At 70.8% G+C, this 13,694-nt stretch carries 17 protein-coding genes; 11 read left to right on the top strand and 6 right to left on the bottom strand.

What is annotated here, in order from left to right; all coding sequences use genetic code 11:
- The first annotated feature begins 143 nt into the window (after window positions 1–143).
- Window positions 144–1,355: an MFS transporter gene (locus ACIPSA_RS06930; RefSeq protein WP_402629683.1), complete on the top strand. Its 1,212-nt coding sequence runs from the start codon at window positions 144–146 to the stop codon at window positions 1,353–1,355.
- A gap of 65 nt (window positions 1,356–1,420) precedes the next feature.
- Here the strand turns inward: ACIPSA_RS06930 and ACIPSA_RS06925 are convergent, their stop codons facing one another.
- The 4 genes from ACIPSA_RS06925 to ACIPSA_RS06910 form a co-directional block, all read right to left on the bottom strand.
- Window positions 1,421–1,897 (bottom strand): MarR family winged helix-turn-helix transcriptional regulator, encoded by a 477-nt coding sequence (locus ACIPSA_RS06925; protein WP_402629680.1) that lies wholly within the window; start codon window positions 1,895–1,897, stop codon window positions 1,421–1,423.
- Between the two features lie 92 nt (window positions 1,898–1,989).
- The gene (locus tag ACIPSA_RS06920) at window positions 1,990–2,745 is read right to left on the bottom strand and encodes an AIM24 family protein (RefSeq protein WP_402629678.1); all 756 of its coding nucleotides are present in this window, start codon (window positions 2,743–2,745) and stop codon (window positions 1,990–1,992) included.
- A gap of 44 nt (window positions 2,746–2,789) precedes the next feature.
- Window positions 2,790–3,440, bottom strand: a complete 651-nt coding sequence (locus ACIPSA_RS06915) for an AIM24 family protein (protein ID WP_402629675.1) — start codon at window positions 3,438–3,440, stop codon at window positions 2,790–2,792.
- Window position 3,441: 1 nt separating this feature from the next.
- Window positions 3,442–4,074 (bottom strand): AIM24 family protein, encoded by a 633-nt coding sequence (locus tag ACIPSA_RS06910; RefSeq protein WP_402631651.1) that lies wholly within the window; start codon window positions 4,072–4,074, stop codon window positions 3,442–3,444.
- A gap of 139 nt (window positions 4,075–4,213) precedes the next feature.
- Between ACIPSA_RS06910 and ACIPSA_RS06905 the strand changes: the two genes are divergently transcribed.
- The 5 genes from ACIPSA_RS06905 (at window position 4,214) to ACIPSA_RS06885 (ending at window position 7,089) form a co-directional block, all read left to right on the top strand.
- Entirely contained in the window at window positions 4,214–4,564 is a 351-nt protein-coding gene (locus ACIPSA_RS06905; protein WP_402629673.1) for a DUF3817 domain-containing protein, read from the top strand.
- Entirely contained in the window at window positions 4,561–4,854 is a 294-nt protein-coding gene (locus tag ACIPSA_RS06900; RefSeq protein WP_402629671.1) for an MTH1187 family thiamine-binding protein, read from the top strand. Before ACIPSA_RS06905 ends, ACIPSA_RS06900 begins: the two co-directional genes overlap by 4 nt.
- Before the next feature lie 149 nt (window positions 4,855–5,003).
- Complete coding sequence (locus tag ACIPSA_RS06895; protein WP_402629668.1) at window positions 5,004–5,765, top strand: hypothetical protein; 762 nt, start codon at window positions 5,004–5,006, stop codon at window positions 5,763–5,765.
- Window positions 5,762–6,442 carry a DUF4166 domain-containing protein gene (locus ACIPSA_RS06890; RefSeq protein ID WP_402629666.1) on the top strand — a complete coding sequence of 227 codons (681 nt, stop codon included), beginning with the start codon at window positions 5,762–5,764 and terminating at the stop codon, window positions 6,440–6,442. Before ACIPSA_RS06895 ends, ACIPSA_RS06890 begins: the two co-directional genes overlap by 4 nt.
- Window positions 6,439–7,089 carry a TetR/AcrR family transcriptional regulator gene (locus tag ACIPSA_RS06885; RefSeq protein ID WP_402629663.1) on the top strand — a complete coding sequence of 217 codons (651 nt, stop codon included), beginning with the start codon at window positions 6,439–6,441 and terminating at the stop codon, window positions 7,087–7,089. Before ACIPSA_RS06890 ends, ACIPSA_RS06885 begins: the two co-directional genes overlap by 4 nt.
- Before the next feature lie 246 nt (window positions 7,090–7,335).
- Here ACIPSA_RS06885 and ACIPSA_RS06880 read toward each other — a convergent pair whose 3' ends face one another.
- A complete protein-coding gene (locus ACIPSA_RS06880) occupies window positions 7,336–8,316 on the bottom strand; it encodes a DUF5937 family protein (RefSeq protein WP_402629660.1) in 981 nt (326 codons plus the stop codon).
- 200 nt (window positions 8,317–8,516) lie between these two features.
- Between ACIPSA_RS06880 and ACIPSA_RS06875 the strand changes: the two genes are divergently transcribed.
- From ACIPSA_RS06875 to ACIPSA_RS06855, 5 genes are all read left to right on the top strand, one after another.
- Window positions 8,517–9,755 (top strand): MFS transporter, encoded by a 1,239-nt coding sequence (locus ACIPSA_RS06875; protein WP_402629658.1) that lies wholly within the window; start codon window positions 8,517–8,519, stop codon window positions 9,753–9,755.
- A gap of 10 nt (window positions 9,756–9,765) precedes the next feature.
- Window positions 9,766–10,275 carry a MarR family winged helix-turn-helix transcriptional regulator gene (locus ACIPSA_RS06870; RefSeq protein WP_402629656.1) on the top strand — a complete coding sequence of 170 codons (510 nt, stop codon included), beginning with the start codon at window positions 9,766–9,768 and terminating at the stop codon, window positions 10,273–10,275.
- 43 nt (window positions 10,276–10,318) lie between these two features.
- A complete protein-coding gene (locus ACIPSA_RS06865) occupies window positions 10,319–10,657 on the top strand; it encodes a DUF3817 domain-containing protein (RefSeq protein ID WP_402629653.1) in 339 nt (112 codons plus the stop codon).
- Between the two features lie 75 nt (window positions 10,658–10,732).
- Window positions 10,733–12,433: a methylmalonyl-CoA mutase gene (locus tag ACIPSA_RS06860; protein ID WP_402629650.1), complete on the top strand. Its 1,701-nt coding sequence runs from the start codon at window positions 10,733–10,735 to the stop codon at window positions 12,431–12,433.
- A gap of 116 nt (window positions 12,434–12,549) precedes the next feature.
- Window positions 12,550–12,942, top strand: a complete 393-nt coding sequence (locus ACIPSA_RS06855) for a DUF6086 family protein (RefSeq protein ID WP_402629648.1) — start codon at window positions 12,550–12,552, stop codon at window positions 12,940–12,942.
- Between the two features lie 62 nt (window positions 12,943–13,004).
- Here ACIPSA_RS06855 and ACIPSA_RS06850 read toward each other — a convergent pair whose 3' ends face one another.
- Window positions 13,005–13,631, bottom strand: a complete 627-nt coding sequence (locus ACIPSA_RS06850; RefSeq protein WP_402629645.1) for a TetR/AcrR family transcriptional regulator — start codon at window positions 13,629–13,631, stop codon at window positions 13,005–13,007.
- Between the last annotated feature and the right edge of the window lie 63 nt (window positions 13,632–13,694).

Below are 13,694 nucleotides of genomic sequence, written 5' to 3'. Positions count from 1 at the left end.
CGCGGCTGCTAGTTTGATCCGCATGTTCCTCTGCTTGGCGTAGAGCGCACCCCGCGCCCCGCACACGGCCGCCGGTCCCCGGCCGCCGTGTGCCATGGCGCGCTCAGGTGTCCGCTCTCCGCCTCCAGCCGAGGAAATCACGCATGTCCGCGACCATTTCGCCATGCCCGCCGAACGCCCCGCGGCGCCCCTCGTACGCCGCCGTCCTGCGCGTCCCGCACGCGCGCCGTACCTTCACCGCCGCGTTGGCGGCGCGCCTGTCCTACGGCACGGTCTCCCTGGCCGTGCTGCTGTCGGTGACCCGGGCGACGGGTTCGTACGCCGCGTCGGGTGCCGTGATGGCCGTCTTCGGTGCTTCGGCGGTCTTCCTGATGCCCCTGCGGGCCGCCCTGGTGGACCGCTACGGCCCCCGTCGCACCCTGTTCCCCATGGCGGCGCTGTACGGCGCCCTGCTCTGTGTCCTGGCGGCACTGACCTGGCGCCCCGGGGCATCCCCCGTGGTGCTCGCCGCGGCCGCCGCCCTCACGGGCGCCTGCGCGCCCCCGCTGGGCCCGGCCATGCGCGCGGTGTGGGCCGAACTCGTCGACGACCGGCGGCTGTTGCAGCGCGCGTACAGCATGGACGGCGTGGCCGAGGAGCTGCTGTACGTCTCGGGGCCGGCCCTCGTCGGCGTGCTCCTGCGGTTCGGGCCGCCGGCCGCCGGAGTGCTGCTGAGCGCGGTGCTGATGGTGACGGGGACGCGCGCCTTCGTGACCTCCCCGGCGATGTCCGGCACCGGGCACCCGAAGCCGGGGGCCGCCCGGCGGGGCCGCCGTCTCCCGGCGGGCCTGCTGCGGCCGGTCGTCGCGGCGGCGGGCCTGGGGCTGGCGCTGAGCGGTGTCGAGCTGCTGGTGCTGGCCTTCGCGGCGCAACGGTCGTACGGCGATGCCGTGGTCCCCTGGATCCTGGGCGCCCTGTCGGCGGGAAGCGCGGTCGGCGGGCTGCTGAACGGGGCCGTCGAGTGGCGGGCGCCGGCGCGTGTCCGTCTGCCGTGGCTTCTGGTGGGGCTGGGGCTCGCACTGTCGGCGGCGGGACTCGCCCGCGGCCCCTGGACGCTCGCGGCCGTCATGGCCTGCACGGGGGCGTTCGTCGCGCCGACCCTGACGACGGCGTATCTGCTGGCCGACGAGACGGCGCAGGAGGGGGCCCGGACCAGGGCGGGTGCGTGGGTCAACGCGGCCGTGAACGCGGGGACTTCCGTCGGCTCGGTGGCGGCGGGGCTGCTGGTCGGGCAACTGCCGCTCGGGTTGTGCTTCGTGCTGGCGGGCGCGGTGGCCGCCGGCTCGGCCGCGGTGGCCGTGGCGGCACCCCGATAGTGCCGGACGGCCGAGCGCCAGGCGGGGCCTGAACCGCCCCGCCTGCCGCTCGGCTTTCGCTCAGGTCAGGGCCGCCCCCGCTGCCCCCGCAGATGCTCGGCGATCGGCTTCAGAGCCTTGTCCAGCTCCGTCATCGCCTCGGGCGACAGCAGATCGATGAAGTGCCTCCGCACGGACGACACGTGATGCGGCGCGACTTTCTGCATCGTCTCCATGCCGTGGTCGGTGAGCACAGCGAACAGCCCACGGCGGTCGGACTCGCAGTTCTCGCGCCGCACCAGGTTCGCGTTCTCCATCCGCGTGATCTGGTGCGAGAGGCGGCTCTTGGACTGGAGGGTGGCGGACGCGAGATCGCTCATCCGCATCCGTACGTCCTCCGACTCGGACAGGTTCACCAGGATCTCGTAGTCGTTCATTGTCAGTCCGAACGGCTGCAAGTCCTTTTCGAGCTGGTACGTCAACAGCCTGTTGACCTCCAGGTGGGTGCGCCAGGCGCACTGCTCCGCATCGGTCAGCCAGCGCGTGGCCGTCTCGGTCTCCATGAATGAAGTCTACCTAAGAAGTTGAAATACGAACTAGTGAGGGTGGTGTGACTGTGCGCACGCGTTCGACGTCACACTCCGCAGACTACCGCTCACAGCCCGAAGCGACGCTGGAGGTCCCCCAGCTGTCCGGGAAGGCGCGGTGTGCCCGGAGGCTGTCCGTGACCCCCGGGTACCCCGCCCGCGCCGGGTACGCCGGGCTCCTGCGGGACCGCTCCCGTGGCCTGCTCGGCCATGAGGGTCTCGGTCGACTGGAGCAGGACCGTTCCGGCTCCCACGAACTCGAACTGATGCTCCTCCCCGGAGGCCCCTCCGAGGCCCGTCATTGCACGTAGACCGCCCATTACGCCCGTCAGGTAACCGTGGTCGTAGTGGTGGCACGGCGAGGGGCAGTCTGCCCACCCGACCAGTGCCTGAGGGTCCACCCGGATGGGAGGTTCCATGAACACCACCGGGCCGTTAGACGCGGCCACGAACTTGCCGGTTCCGATAAGGGTCAGAAAACCCGGCACGATCGACTGTTTGAGCGCAAGACTTGGCTGAAAAGCGAGCAGGTTGCCCGAGCGAATGGTCAGGTTGCCTTCGTCCAAGTCATACGAATTCACGTCGAAGGCCCGGTCGGCGAGCAGCATCTTGCCCGAGCCCTCCGCCACGACCCAGTCGCTGGCGTGCAGAGGCGAATGGAAGGACGTACGGACAAGTCGGTCGAGTCGACCGTGCCCGATCCCGTTGAACTCGATCGCCCCGTAGTAGGCGATCATCTTCCCCTTCTGCAGGAACCACTGCCCGCTCTTGAGCTCCACGCAGAACGTGTACTTGTTGACGTTGTCGTCGACCGGCAGCGTCATCGGGTCGTACACCACGGGACCGGCCCCGGTCCCCGGATAGGTCGTCACAGCTTCTCCTCCGAGGCCTGGACGTACACCGTGCCACTGCCGCTGAGCTCCAGCTGGAACGCCTCGCCGGAGCCGCGCCCCACCATGTCGCGCCAGCCCAGCGCGGTGGAGAGCTTGTTGCGCACGTCACCGTGGTGGGCGACGTACGCCTGCGGATCGACATGAACCGGGCGCTGCGGAGTGATGGGGATCTCGAAGACACCCCCGTGCGCCATGACGGCGACGGCCCCGTGCCCCTTCAGGGTGGTCGTGAACAGCCCCTGCCCCGTCACCTGTCCCCGCACCATCCCCATGACCCCGCCCTGCGAGCCCATGAACATCGTCCCCTGCTGGAGCGTGCCCTCGAAGGCGAGCAGCCGGTCCGCCTCGACGTAGAGGGTGTCGCCGGCGAGGTTGATGACCTGGACGTGGTGGCCGCCGTGCCCGAAGAAGACGGTGCCGCTGCCCTCGACGGTCATCAGCGGGGTGGCCTCACCGGCGACCCGCCGCCCGAGCATCGACATGATCCCGCCCTGGCCGCCCTGGATGTTGGGCGTGAAGGAGACGTCGCCCCGGTAGGCGAGCATCGCCCCGCGCTGACTGAACAGCCGCTGGCCGGGCACGACCGTCGCCTCGACCATTTTGGAATTGATCTCCCGCAGCCCCATCTCACACGTCCCCCGCGATCGTGTTCCGCTCGCTCGGCTGCACGTACACCAGCCCGTCCCCCTCGAACCGGATCTGGAAGGCCTCGCCGCCGCCCTCCCCGAGGAACGTGCGGAACGTCACACCGGACTGGAAGGACTGCCGAACGTTCCCCTGGTGGGCGATGTAGGCCCCCGGGTCGACGATCAGCGGGTACTGCGAGCTGACCCGCAGCACGACGGCCGGCCCGTCGGACATGATGGCCGCCTGCCCGTGCCCCTCGACGGTCGTCGTGAAGAGCCCGTTGCCCTGGGAGGCCCCGCGCAGACCGGTGAAGGTCGTCCCCGTCCGCAGTCCGGCGTCGGTCGCGAGCAGATTGCTCGACTCCACGTACAGCTTGTCCCCCTGGAGACTCACGAGGTTGATCTCGGACGCACGGTCCGCGAACCAGCAGGTCCCGTGTCCCTTCACCTCCATCACCGTCATCTGCTCGCCGGTGAGCCGCCGGGTCACCATCCCCCGGATCCCCTCACCGCCACCGCTCAGCTTCTTGAAGGCCATCTGCCCGTCGTACGCGACCATCGAGCCGTTCTTCGCCTTCACGGCGTCCCCGGTCATGTCGACGGCGAGCACCTTGCTTCCTTGAAGTCGGAACATCGCCACGGGGTGAAGGTAGCGGCGGGCGGGCGGTGGCGGACAGACCCCGCTCCCGGAGGCCGTTCCGAGGTTTGTCACAATGGGGCGAAGTTTGTGCGCGCGTTCACAAACCGTCGACGTCTCCCACCGAAGGTGACCAGTGGACCTCAAGACAGCCTCCGCCATCCGCCGCCTCCGCCTGGTCTCCGTGCCGGAGGGCATCTCCTGGATCGTGCTCGCCACCTGCACGGTCATCAAGTACACGGTGACCTCCAGCGTCGACGTCGCCCGGTGGCTGGGACCGATCCACGGCGTGCTGTTCATCCTGTACGTGATCTTCTGGCTGGACGCCATGAAGCGCGCCAAGTGGGACCGGAAGACGGCTGCCCGCTACTTCGCGTACTCGATCATCCCCGGCGGTGGCTTCGTCGCCGAGCGCAAGCTGCGCCGCGAGTCCGAGGACGCGGTCATCGCCGACCGTGCCCGTAAGGAAGGGATCGTGAACGCATGATCGTCGCCTTCTCCGTGACGCCGCTGGGTGTCGGCGAGGACGTGGGGGAGTACGTCGCCGACGCCGTCCGTGTCGTGCGCGCGTCGGGGCTGCCCAACCGCACCGACGCCATGTTCACCTCCGTCGAAGGAGAGTGGGACGAGGTCATGGACGTCGTGAGGCGTGCCGTCGCCGCCGTGGAGCAGCGCGCACCGCGCGTGTCGCTGGTCCTCAAGGCCGACATCCGTCCCGGCGTGACCGACGGCCTCACCTCCAAGGTGGAGACGGTCGAGCGTCATCTGGGCGGGTAGCCGCACCCGGCTTGCGGAGAGAACCCCGGTCCCCAGGGGCCGGGGTTCTCTCGTGCCCACTCTTTGAGCGGTCGCTCAAACGGGTGTACCTTCCTGCCGAGATCAATTGAGCGATCGCTCAAACACCCGGCCGGCAGGGGGAACACCGAATGACGAGCAAGGCGCTCTATATCGAGGCGCACATACGCGCCGACCTCGACGAGCTGTGGGCCCGCACCCAGGACCCCGCCCGGCACCAGCGCTGGGACCTCCGGTTCACCCGGATCGACTACCTCCCGCGCGCGGCGGACGAGCCGCAGCGCTTCCGGTACGCGACGCGCGTCCTGCCCTTCCTCACGGTCTCCGGGACCGGGGTCTCCGCCGGCGAGAAGGAGCGCCCCGACGGCACCCGCACCTCCGCCCTGCGCTTTTCCTCCCCGCACCCGCTCTCGCTGATCGCCGAGGGCAGCGGCTACTGGCGCTACGTCCCCGACGCCGACGGCGTCCGCTTCCTCACCGGCTACGACTACCGCCCCCGCTGGGGCGTCTTCGGCGCGCTCGCTGACCGCGTGCTCTTCCGTCCGCTGATGGGATGGGCGACGGCCTGGTCCTTCGACCGGCTGCGGCTGTGGCTGGAGCGGGGGATCACTCCGGAGCGGGCGCTGCTGAACTGGCTGACCGAGCTGGCGGTCCGCGCGCTCGTGCTCACCGTCGGCTGTTCCGGGCTCGGCCTCGGCTCCCGCGTCGGCCTGCTCGGCCCGCTCGCGCCCGCCGTGGCCTACCTGTGCCCGCCGGTCCTCCTCGTCGCCATCTCCCTGGCCCTCTTCAAGACACCCCTCTCCCGCACCCCGGCCGCCCGCCGCTGCCGGCGCACCCCGCCCGTGCGCGTGCGGGCCCCCCGGCTCCTGCGCACCCTGGAGAACTGGTCATGAGCTCGATGTTCCGCACCGTGCTGGGCCCCGGCTTCGACCGCCTCCACCCCCAGCTGCGACGCCGGTTCTCGGTGGGCCTGGCGAGCGGCGAGGCCTGCACCGGCCAGGGTGTGATGGACCGGATCTGGCACGGCGGCGCCTTTGTGAAGCCGTTACTGGCCCTCGGCACCACCCGCAACATCCTGGTTCCGCGCGAGGGCAGGAACATCCCCTTCATGATCGAGAATGTTCCCTACGTGGACACCTTCGGTCGTGAGACGGTGACTTTCGTGCGCACCTTCGACCTGCCCGGCCGCTCCCGCCGCTTCGACGCCCAGATGGTGCTGAGCCCCAAGGGCGACCGTGTCCTCGACTACCTCGGCACCCACCAGCACCTCGCCAGCGAGCTCCACTTCCGCGCCGAGCCCGACGGTTCCCTGCTCATCCGCTCCGGCGAACACCGCTTCCGGGAGGGCGCGGTCGACGTCCGCGTGCCCGAACTCATCGGCGCCACGGCCGAGGTACGGGAGTCCTACGACGACGCGGCGGGCCGCTTCCGCATCCGCGTCCGGGTGGTGAACAAGTACTTCGGCCCGCTCTTCGGCTACGAGGGTTCGTTCACCGCGTCGTACACGAACATACGGACCTGCGGCGTACGGCCCGGACTGCGCCCGGTCCGCGAGGAGTCCCGCGCATGAGCCCGGAGACGGCGAAGTCCCAGGAGACCAAGACCAAGCTCCTGGAGGGCGCGCTGCGGACGCTCACCGAACAGGGCATCGCCAAGACGTCCGCGCGTACGGTCGCGGCGGCCGCCGGGGTCAACCAGGCGCTGGTCTTCTACCACTTCGGATCCGTGGACGAACTCCTCGCCGCCGCCTGCCGCTACGGCGCCGAGAAGGTGGTGGCCCAGTACCGTGCCCGCCTCGCCGCCGTCACCTCCCTCTCCGAACTCCTCGCCGTGGGCCGCGCGATCCACGAACAGGAGCGCGCGGGCGGCCATGTGGCCCTCCTCGGCCAGCTGCTCGCCGGGGCCCAGACCCACGAGGCCCTCCGGCCGGCCACCACCGCGGGCCTCGACCTCTGGATCACCGAGATCGAGCGGGTGCTGACGAGGGTCCTGTCGACGACGCCGTTCGGAGAGTTCACCGACCCGGCGGGCCTGGCGCGCGCCGTCGCCGCCTCCTTCGTCGGCATCGAGCTGTACGAGGGCGTCGACGAGACGGGCGCCCACGCCGCCCTCGACGCCCTGGAACAGCTCGGCGCCCTGGTCGCCGCCCTGGAGGAACTCGGCCCCGTGGCACAGCGAGCGATCCGCCACCAACTACGCCGCACGGGCCGACGCTGACCGGCCGGCGGAGCCTGGCCATGGCCGGGCTCTGTTGCGGAAGTCCGGCCAGGTACGTCCGTACGTCCGGTGCGAGGCCTGTACCCGGCACCCCGAGAGCGCGCTCGCCCAGGCTCTCGGCTGCGCCCAGGCTCTCGGCTGCGCCCAAGCCCTCGGCTGCGCTCGGGCAGGGGATCCCCGGGGCGCCGCCGGGCCCGTCCTCCGGGCGGACGACGGGACTTTCGCGACGAGTCCTCCGTTGCGCTACTAGCCGCCCGACGCCAGCATGATTCCCAACGGCGTCCGCTCGTAGAGCACTTGGTGCCCGTACCGGCGCGCGGTCAGCAGGCCCGAGTCGCGCAGCACCGTCAGGTGTGCGGAGACCGATGACGGGGCGAGTCCGAGGCGGTGGGCGAGGGCGGTGGTGCTGGACGGTTCGTCGAGGGCGGTGAGGACGGCGGCCCGGCCCCGGCCCAGGAGACGTACCAGGGTGTCGGGGGTGTGGTCGGCGGCCTCGGACCACAGGCCGCCGATGCCCCGGGCCGGATAGACGAGGGCGGGCTGCCAGGGCGGCTCGAAGCCGGTGACCACGTCCGGCCAGGAGAACACGCTCGGCATCAGCACCAGGCCCTGCCCGCCGAGGTGCCGCTCGTAATCACCCCTCGACTCGACGGTCAGCGTCCCGGCGTGCCAGCCGCAGCGTCGGCTGAGCTCGGGCAGCAGGCCGCCCAGGCCGACCTCGGCGAGCCGCCGGGAGTGGAAGGCGACGTCCGCTTCGAGCAGGGCGCGCAGCCGGGGCCAGTCCGGTTCGACGAGGACGTGCCAGGCCTCCTCCATCGCGTCCGCCAGATTCCTGATCATCCGCTCGGGGTCGGCCAGCCAGGCACGGGCGTACGGCGAGTCCTCCGCGCCCGGGGTGTCCGCGAGCGAACGGGCCGTGTCCTCGCGGGCCGCCTCCGGATCGGCCGCGCGCACCGCGGCGATCTCCTCCTCGAACGTGGCCGCCGGGCCGATCGGGGGCGCGCCGAGCCAGTCGGGGGAGTGGCCGTGCCGCGGCATCAGCAGCCACAGCGGCGCCAGGTCCAGTCCGGTGGCCGCCGTACGGATCCGGCGCAGCCAGGGCGCGTGATAGCCCTGCCGGTCCGGCCGCTTGAGCGTGCGCACCGCCTCCTGCGTCTCCCACAGGGGGGACACGGCGAACCGGCACCTGAGGAAGTCGCCCTCCCCGAAATACAGGCGCGACGGCACAGGGGACCTCTTCCTCTCGTACAACTATGCGGACATACCGGTGGGACGACAGTACGACTGCTGTTTCGCACGCGCGGACGAGCGGGACGTGACCTGGGCCGCGATCACCGTCGTGGCGGTCACCCAGCAGTTCCGGCTCGGGATTCGGCTCGGTCCGAATCTCTACAGTCACCGGCACCCGCGCGTGCACGCTGCCGTCCATGTCAGTCGTCCCAGAGGCCCCGGTGGCGCAGCCCACCGGCTATGCCCGCGTCTTCGCCGTCCGCGAGTTCCGGGCCGTGTTCGCCGCCCACACCCTGTCCATGCTCGGTGTGATGGTCAGCGAGATCGTGCTGTCCGTGCTCGTCTACGACCTCACCGGCTCGCCCCTGATGAGCGCGCTCGCCTTCGCGCTCGGCTTCCTGCCCTACCTGATCGGCGGCACGCTCCTCGCGGGCGTCTCCGACCGCTTCCCCGCCCGGCGCGTGCTGGTGGTGTGCGACCTGGTGTGCGCGGGGTGTGTCGCGCTGATGGTGCTCCCCGGTGCGGACATCGCCGTACTGCTCACGCTCCGCTGCCTCCTCGCGCTCGTCTCCCCGGCGTTCGCCGGGACGCGCATGGCGACCCTCGCCGACGTCCTGGGCGGGGGCGAGCTGTTCGTGCTGGGCCGTTCCCTGCTGCGGATCGTCTCGCAGAGCGCGCTGCTGGTGGGGTACGGATTCGGCGGGCTGCTGCTCACCGTCGTGGCACCACGGCATGCGCTGCTGATCACCGTGGGCACCTTCCTGGCCTCGGCCGCGCTGCTGCGCTTCGGCACCCGGCGGCGGCCCGCCCGGGCCGGGGAGTACCAAGGCCCCACGGGCACCCGGCAGGTGTTCGCCGACCGGCGGATCCGGGTCCTGCTGCTCCTCTTCTGGGTGCCGCCCATGTTCGCCGTCGCGCCGGAGGCACTGGTAGCCCCGTACGCCGACGAGCTCGGCGCCGGATCCACCGGCCTCGGCCTGCTGATGTGCGCCCTGCCCGTCGGTACGGTCGCGGGCGAGGTGCTCGCCGGGTCACGGCTGCGGCCCGTGACCCGGGAGCGGATCACGCTCCCGCTCGTCTGCCTCACGCTCCTGCCGTACCTCGGGTACGTGCTGCACCCCGGCCTCGCGACCTCGCTGCTCCTCCTGCTGCTGTCCGGCGCCGGATCCGCGTACACCCTGGGCCTGGACCAGTGGCTCGTCCGGGCCGTACCCGATGAGCTGCGCGGACGGACCATGACCGTGCTCAGCGCGGGCCTGATGACGCTCCAGGGCGTGGGCATGGCTCTGGCGGGCGTGGCGGCCGAGGCCGTCGGCGTGCCCGCCACCGTCGCGGGGGCCGGAGCGCTGGGCGTCCTGTGCTGCTGCGTCCTGGCCGCCGCGGTCCGCCGGACCGAAAGCCGAGACAGGGCTGAACAGGTTGTGACCGGCCGGTAGGGTCGATGGCGTGCCGAAGCCTCTCAGTCTTCCCTTCGACCCCATCGCCCGTGCCGACGACCTGTGGAAGCAGCGCTGGGGAAACGTGCCGTCGATGGCCGCGATCACCTCGATCATGCGCGCGCACCAGATCCTGCTCGGCGAGGTCGACTCCGTGGTGAAGCCGTACGGACTGACGTTCGCGCGCTACGAGGCGCTGGTGCTGCTCACCTTCTCCAAGGCCGGCGAGCTGCCGATGTCGAAGATCGGTGAGCGGCTCATGGTGCATCCCACGTCCGTGACGAACACCGTGGACCGGCTGGTGAGCTCGGGCCTGGTGACCAAGCGGCCCAACCCCAACGACGGGCGCGGCACGCTCGCCGTCATCACGGAGAAGGGCCGCGAGGTGGTCGAGGCCGCCACCCGCGACCTGATGGGGATGGACTTCGGGCTCGGGGTGTACGACGCGGAGGAGTGCGCGGAGATCTTCGCGATGCTGCGCCCGCTGCGCGTCGCGGCACACGACTTCACCGACGAGTGACCCGGGACGAGATCTCCCGGAACGGGCGGTTACGCTCTTCGGCATGAAAAAGAGCGTGCTGACCCGCTACCGCGTCCTGGCCTACGTCACCGGTGTGCTGCTCGTGCTGTTGTGCCTGAGCATGATCGCCAAGTACGGGATGGACGTCGACGGAGCGGCGGACTTCACCCGGGTCGTGGCCATCGCACACGGCTGGCTGTACGTCGTGTACCTCGTCTTCGCCTTCGACCTGGGCTCCAAGGCGAAGTGGCCGGTCGGCAAGCAGCTGTGGGTGCTGCTCGCGGGCACCATCCCGACCGCCGCGTTCTTCGTCGAGCGGAAGGTCAGCCGCGAGCTGGAGGCCAAGGTCGCCGACCAGGTCCCGGCCGTCGCCAAGGCGTAGGCTCCACCGCCGCGCGACTCCCGCGCGGCGGTTTGCCATCGACATTTACTAGGACGTCCTAGTAAATTCGACGGTATGGACGCTGACGCCATCGATGAGGGCCGCAACCGCTGGCAGGCCCGGTACGACGCCGCGCGCAAGCGCGACGCTGACTTCACCACGCTCTCCGGAGACCCCGTGGAGCCGGTGTACGGACCCCGACCCGGGGACAGGTACGAGGGCTTCGAGCGGATCGGCTGGCCCGGTGAGTACCCCTTCACCCGCGGGCTGTATCCGACCGGCTACCGGGGCCGCACCTGGACGATCCGGCAGTTCGCCGGGTTCGGGAACGCCGAGCAGACCAATGAGCGGTACAAGATGATCCTGGCCGCCGGCGGCGGCGGCCTGTCCGTGGCCTTCGACATGCCCACGCTCATGGGGCGCGACTCCGACGACCCGCGCTCGCTGGGCGAGGTCGGGCACTGCGGGGTGGCGATCGACTCGGCGGCGGACATGGAGGTCCTGTTCAAGGACATCCCGCTGGGTGACGTCACGACGTCGATGACGATCAGCGGACCGGCGGTCCCCGTCTTCTGCATGTACCTCGTGGCCGCCGAGCGCCAGGGCGTCGACCCGTCCGTCCTCAACGGCACGCTCCAGACGGACATCTTCAAGGAGTACATCGCCCAGAAGGAGTGGCTCTTCCAGCCCGAGCCCCATCTGCGGCTGATCGGCGACCTGATGGAGTACTGCGCGGCCGGCATCCCCGCCTACAAGCCGCTGTCCGTCTCCGGCTACCACATCCGCGAGGCCGGGGCGACGGCCGCCCAGGAGCTGGCGTACACGCTCGCGGACGGCTTCGGTTACGTGGAGCTGGGCCTGTCGCGCGGACTCGACGTGGACGTCTTCGCCCCCGGCCTGTCCTTCTTCTTCGACGCCCACCTCGACTTCTTCGAGGAGATCGCCAAGTTCCGCGCGGCGCGCCGGATCTGGGCCCGCTGGATGCGGGACGTGTACGGCGCGAAGACCGACAAGGCCCAGTGGCTGCGCTTCCACACCCAGACCGCCGGTGTCTCGCTGACCGCCCAGCAGCCGTACAACAACGTGGTGCGCACGGCTGTGGAGGCGCTCGCGGCGGTGCTCGGCGGGACCAACTCGCTGCACACCAACGCCCTGGACGAGACCCTCGCGCTGCCGAGCGAGCAGGCCGCCGAGATCGCCCTGCGCACCCAGCAGGTGCTCATGGAGGAGACCGGCGTCGCCAACGTGGCCGACCCGCTGGGCGGTTCCTGGTACGTCGAGCAGCTGACGGACCGGATCGAGGCCGACGCGGAGAAGATCTTCGACCAGATCAAGGAGCGCGGGCTGCGCGCCCACCCCGACGGGCGGCACCCGATCGGTCCGATCACCTCCGGGATCCTGCGCGGGATCGAGGACGGCTGGTTCACGGGCGAGATCGCGGAGTCCGCGTTCCGCTACCAGCAGTCCCTGGAGAAGGGCGACAAGAAGGTCGTCGGCGTCAACGTCAACACCGGCTCCGTCACCGGGGACCTGGAGATCCTGCGCGTCAGCCACGAGGTGGAGCGGGAGCAGGTCCGGGCGCTGGGCACGCGCAGGACCGCGCGCGACGAGGCCCGCGTCCGTACGGCCCTGGACGCGATGCTCGCCGCCGCCCGGAACGGCTCGAACATGATCGAGCCCATGCTGGACGCCGTACGCGCCGAGGCGACCCTGGGCGAGATCTGCGGGGTGCTGCGGGACGAGTGGGGTGTCTACACGGAGCCCGCGGGCTTCTGAGGCGCCCGAGCGGCATGGGGAACGCGCGCTGCACACCGACTCGTGTGCAGCGCGCACCCTTGTGTGACGTTCGCCGGGAGCGACGCCGCCGGTGCGCTCGACAACGAGATCAAGCTGTGGGGGTTGTAGTGGGGTACGAGTTCACCTCCCGTGAGGACGACGACGAGTGGGTGTGGTGGCCGGGTGCGATGACGGGCGAGCTGTTCATGGGAGCCGCCACCACGCTCGGTTCGGTCCTGAACATGCCGACCGGGCTGCAAGAGGTGCCGATCAACTGGGTCAAGGTCGACCCCGGCCCGTACGCCGCGTTCGTCGACGCGGCCCTGGACCTGAAGTGCGACAGACCCCACGGCGAGCTGGGCTGTCTGCTGGGCGGTGTCGTTCCGCTGATGATCATGCTGGCCGACAACGTGGGGGTCCGGCTGAACGCCGACACCCAGGAGAAGCGTTCCTACGTGGAGTGGGCCCGCAACCAGCCGTTCGGACAGCGAGGCCTTCGCAAGACGTGATCCCTTGACGCCGGTACGTCAGAAAGCCGGCAGGGCACCGCATCCGCGCTGTACCCCTGCCGCTAGGCGTCCTGCGACGCTCCCGCCAGGCCCAGCAGCAGCACCCGCGTGAAGCTGTGCACCCACTCCTCGTCCGCCGGCTCCGCGCTGACCAGGGTGCGGTGCACCACCGCGCCCGCCACCATGTCGAAGATGAGGTCCACCGTGCGGGCGGCCTCCTCCGGTTCGGCCTCAGGGGGCAGCTCGCCGCGCCTCTGGGCCCGCGCGCGGCCCTCCAGGACCAGGCACTTCTGGCGGTCCACGATGGAGTCGCGGATGCGCTCGCGCAGGGCGTCGTCGCGGGTGGACTCCGCGACCACCGCCATCAGGCCGCTCTTGGCCTCCGGTCGGGCCAGGATCGCGGCGAACTGGAGGACCACGCCCTCGATGTCGGCGGCCAGGCTGCCGCGGTCGGGCAGCTCCAGTTCGTCGAAGAGTTCGGCGACCGCGTCCACCACCAGCTCGTGCTTCCCCGCCCAGCGGCGGTACAGCGTCGTCTTCGCAACCCCGGCCCGCGTCGCCACATCTCCCAGGGTGAGTCCGGACCACCCCAGTTCCACCAGCGCCTCGCGCGTGGCGGCCAGGATCGCGGTGTCCGCGGCGGCGCTGCGCGGGCGTCCGGTACGGCTGGCGGGGGTGCGGCTCTGCATCCCATGACGATAACCGGCGGTTCCTGTGAGGCCGTGAGGGAGATCACCGGGGCGTGGTGTCGC

The sequence above is a fragment of the Streptomyces sp. NPDC086549 genome (assembly GCF_044746205.1).
Taxonomy (GTDB): domain Bacteria; phylum Actinomycetota; class Actinomycetes; order Streptomycetales; family Streptomycetaceae; genus Streptomyces.
The sequence above is the reverse complement of the archived record's forward strand: the minus strand, read 5'-3'. Positions and strand labels throughout refer to the sequence as shown.

Bases quoted from the DNA above. Each gene is read 5' to 3' on its own strand.
- ACIPSA_RS06930 (WP_402629683.1), top strand. From the start codon at position 144: ATGTCCGCGACCATTTCGCCATGCCCGCCGAACGCCCCGCGGCGCCCC.
- ACIPSA_RS06925 (WP_402629680.1), bottom strand. From the start codon at position 1,897: ATGGAGACCGAGACGGCCACGCGCTGGCTGACCGATGCGGAGCAGTGC.
- ACIPSA_RS06920 (WP_402629678.1), bottom strand. From the start codon at position 2,745: ATGACGCTGCCGGTCGACGACAACGTCAACAAGTACACGTTCTGCGTG.
- ACIPSA_RS06915 (WP_402629675.1), bottom strand. From the start codon at position 3,440: ATGGGGCTGCGGGAGATCAATTCCAAAATGGTCGAGGCGACGGTCGTG.
- ACIPSA_RS06910 (WP_402631651.1), bottom strand. From the start codon at position 4,074: ATGTTCCGACTTCAAGGAAGCAAGGTGCTCGCCGTCGACATGACCGGG.
- ACIPSA_RS06900 (WP_402629671.1), top strand. From the start codon at position 4,561: ATGATCGTCGCCTTCTCCGTGACGCCGCTGGGTGTCGGCGAGGACGTG.
- ACIPSA_RS06895 (WP_402629668.1), top strand. From the start codon at position 5,004: ATGACGAGCAAGGCGCTCTATATCGAGGCGCACATACGCGCCGACCTC.
- ACIPSA_RS06890 (WP_402629666.1), top strand. From the start codon at position 5,762: ATGAGCTCGATGTTCCGCACCGTGCTGGGCCCCGGCTTCGACCGCCTC.
- ACIPSA_RS06885 (WP_402629663.1), top strand. From the start codon at position 6,439: ATGAGCCCGGAGACGGCGAAGTCCCAGGAGACCAAGACCAAGCTCCTG.
- ACIPSA_RS06875 (WP_402629658.1), top strand. From the start codon at position 8,517: ATGTCAGTCGTCCCAGAGGCCCCGGTGGCGCAGCCCACCGGCTATGCC.
- ACIPSA_RS06865 (WP_402629653.1), top strand. From the start codon at position 10,319: ATGAAAAAGAGCGTGCTGACCCGCTACCGCGTCCTGGCCTACGTCACC.
- ACIPSA_RS06860 (WP_402629650.1), top strand. From the start codon at position 10,733: ATGGACGCTGACGCCATCGATGAGGGCCGCAACCGCTGGCAGGCCCGG.
- ACIPSA_RS06850 (WP_402629645.1), bottom strand. From the start codon at position 13,631: ATGCAGAGCCGCACCCCCGCCAGCCGTACCGGACGCCCGCGCAGCGCC.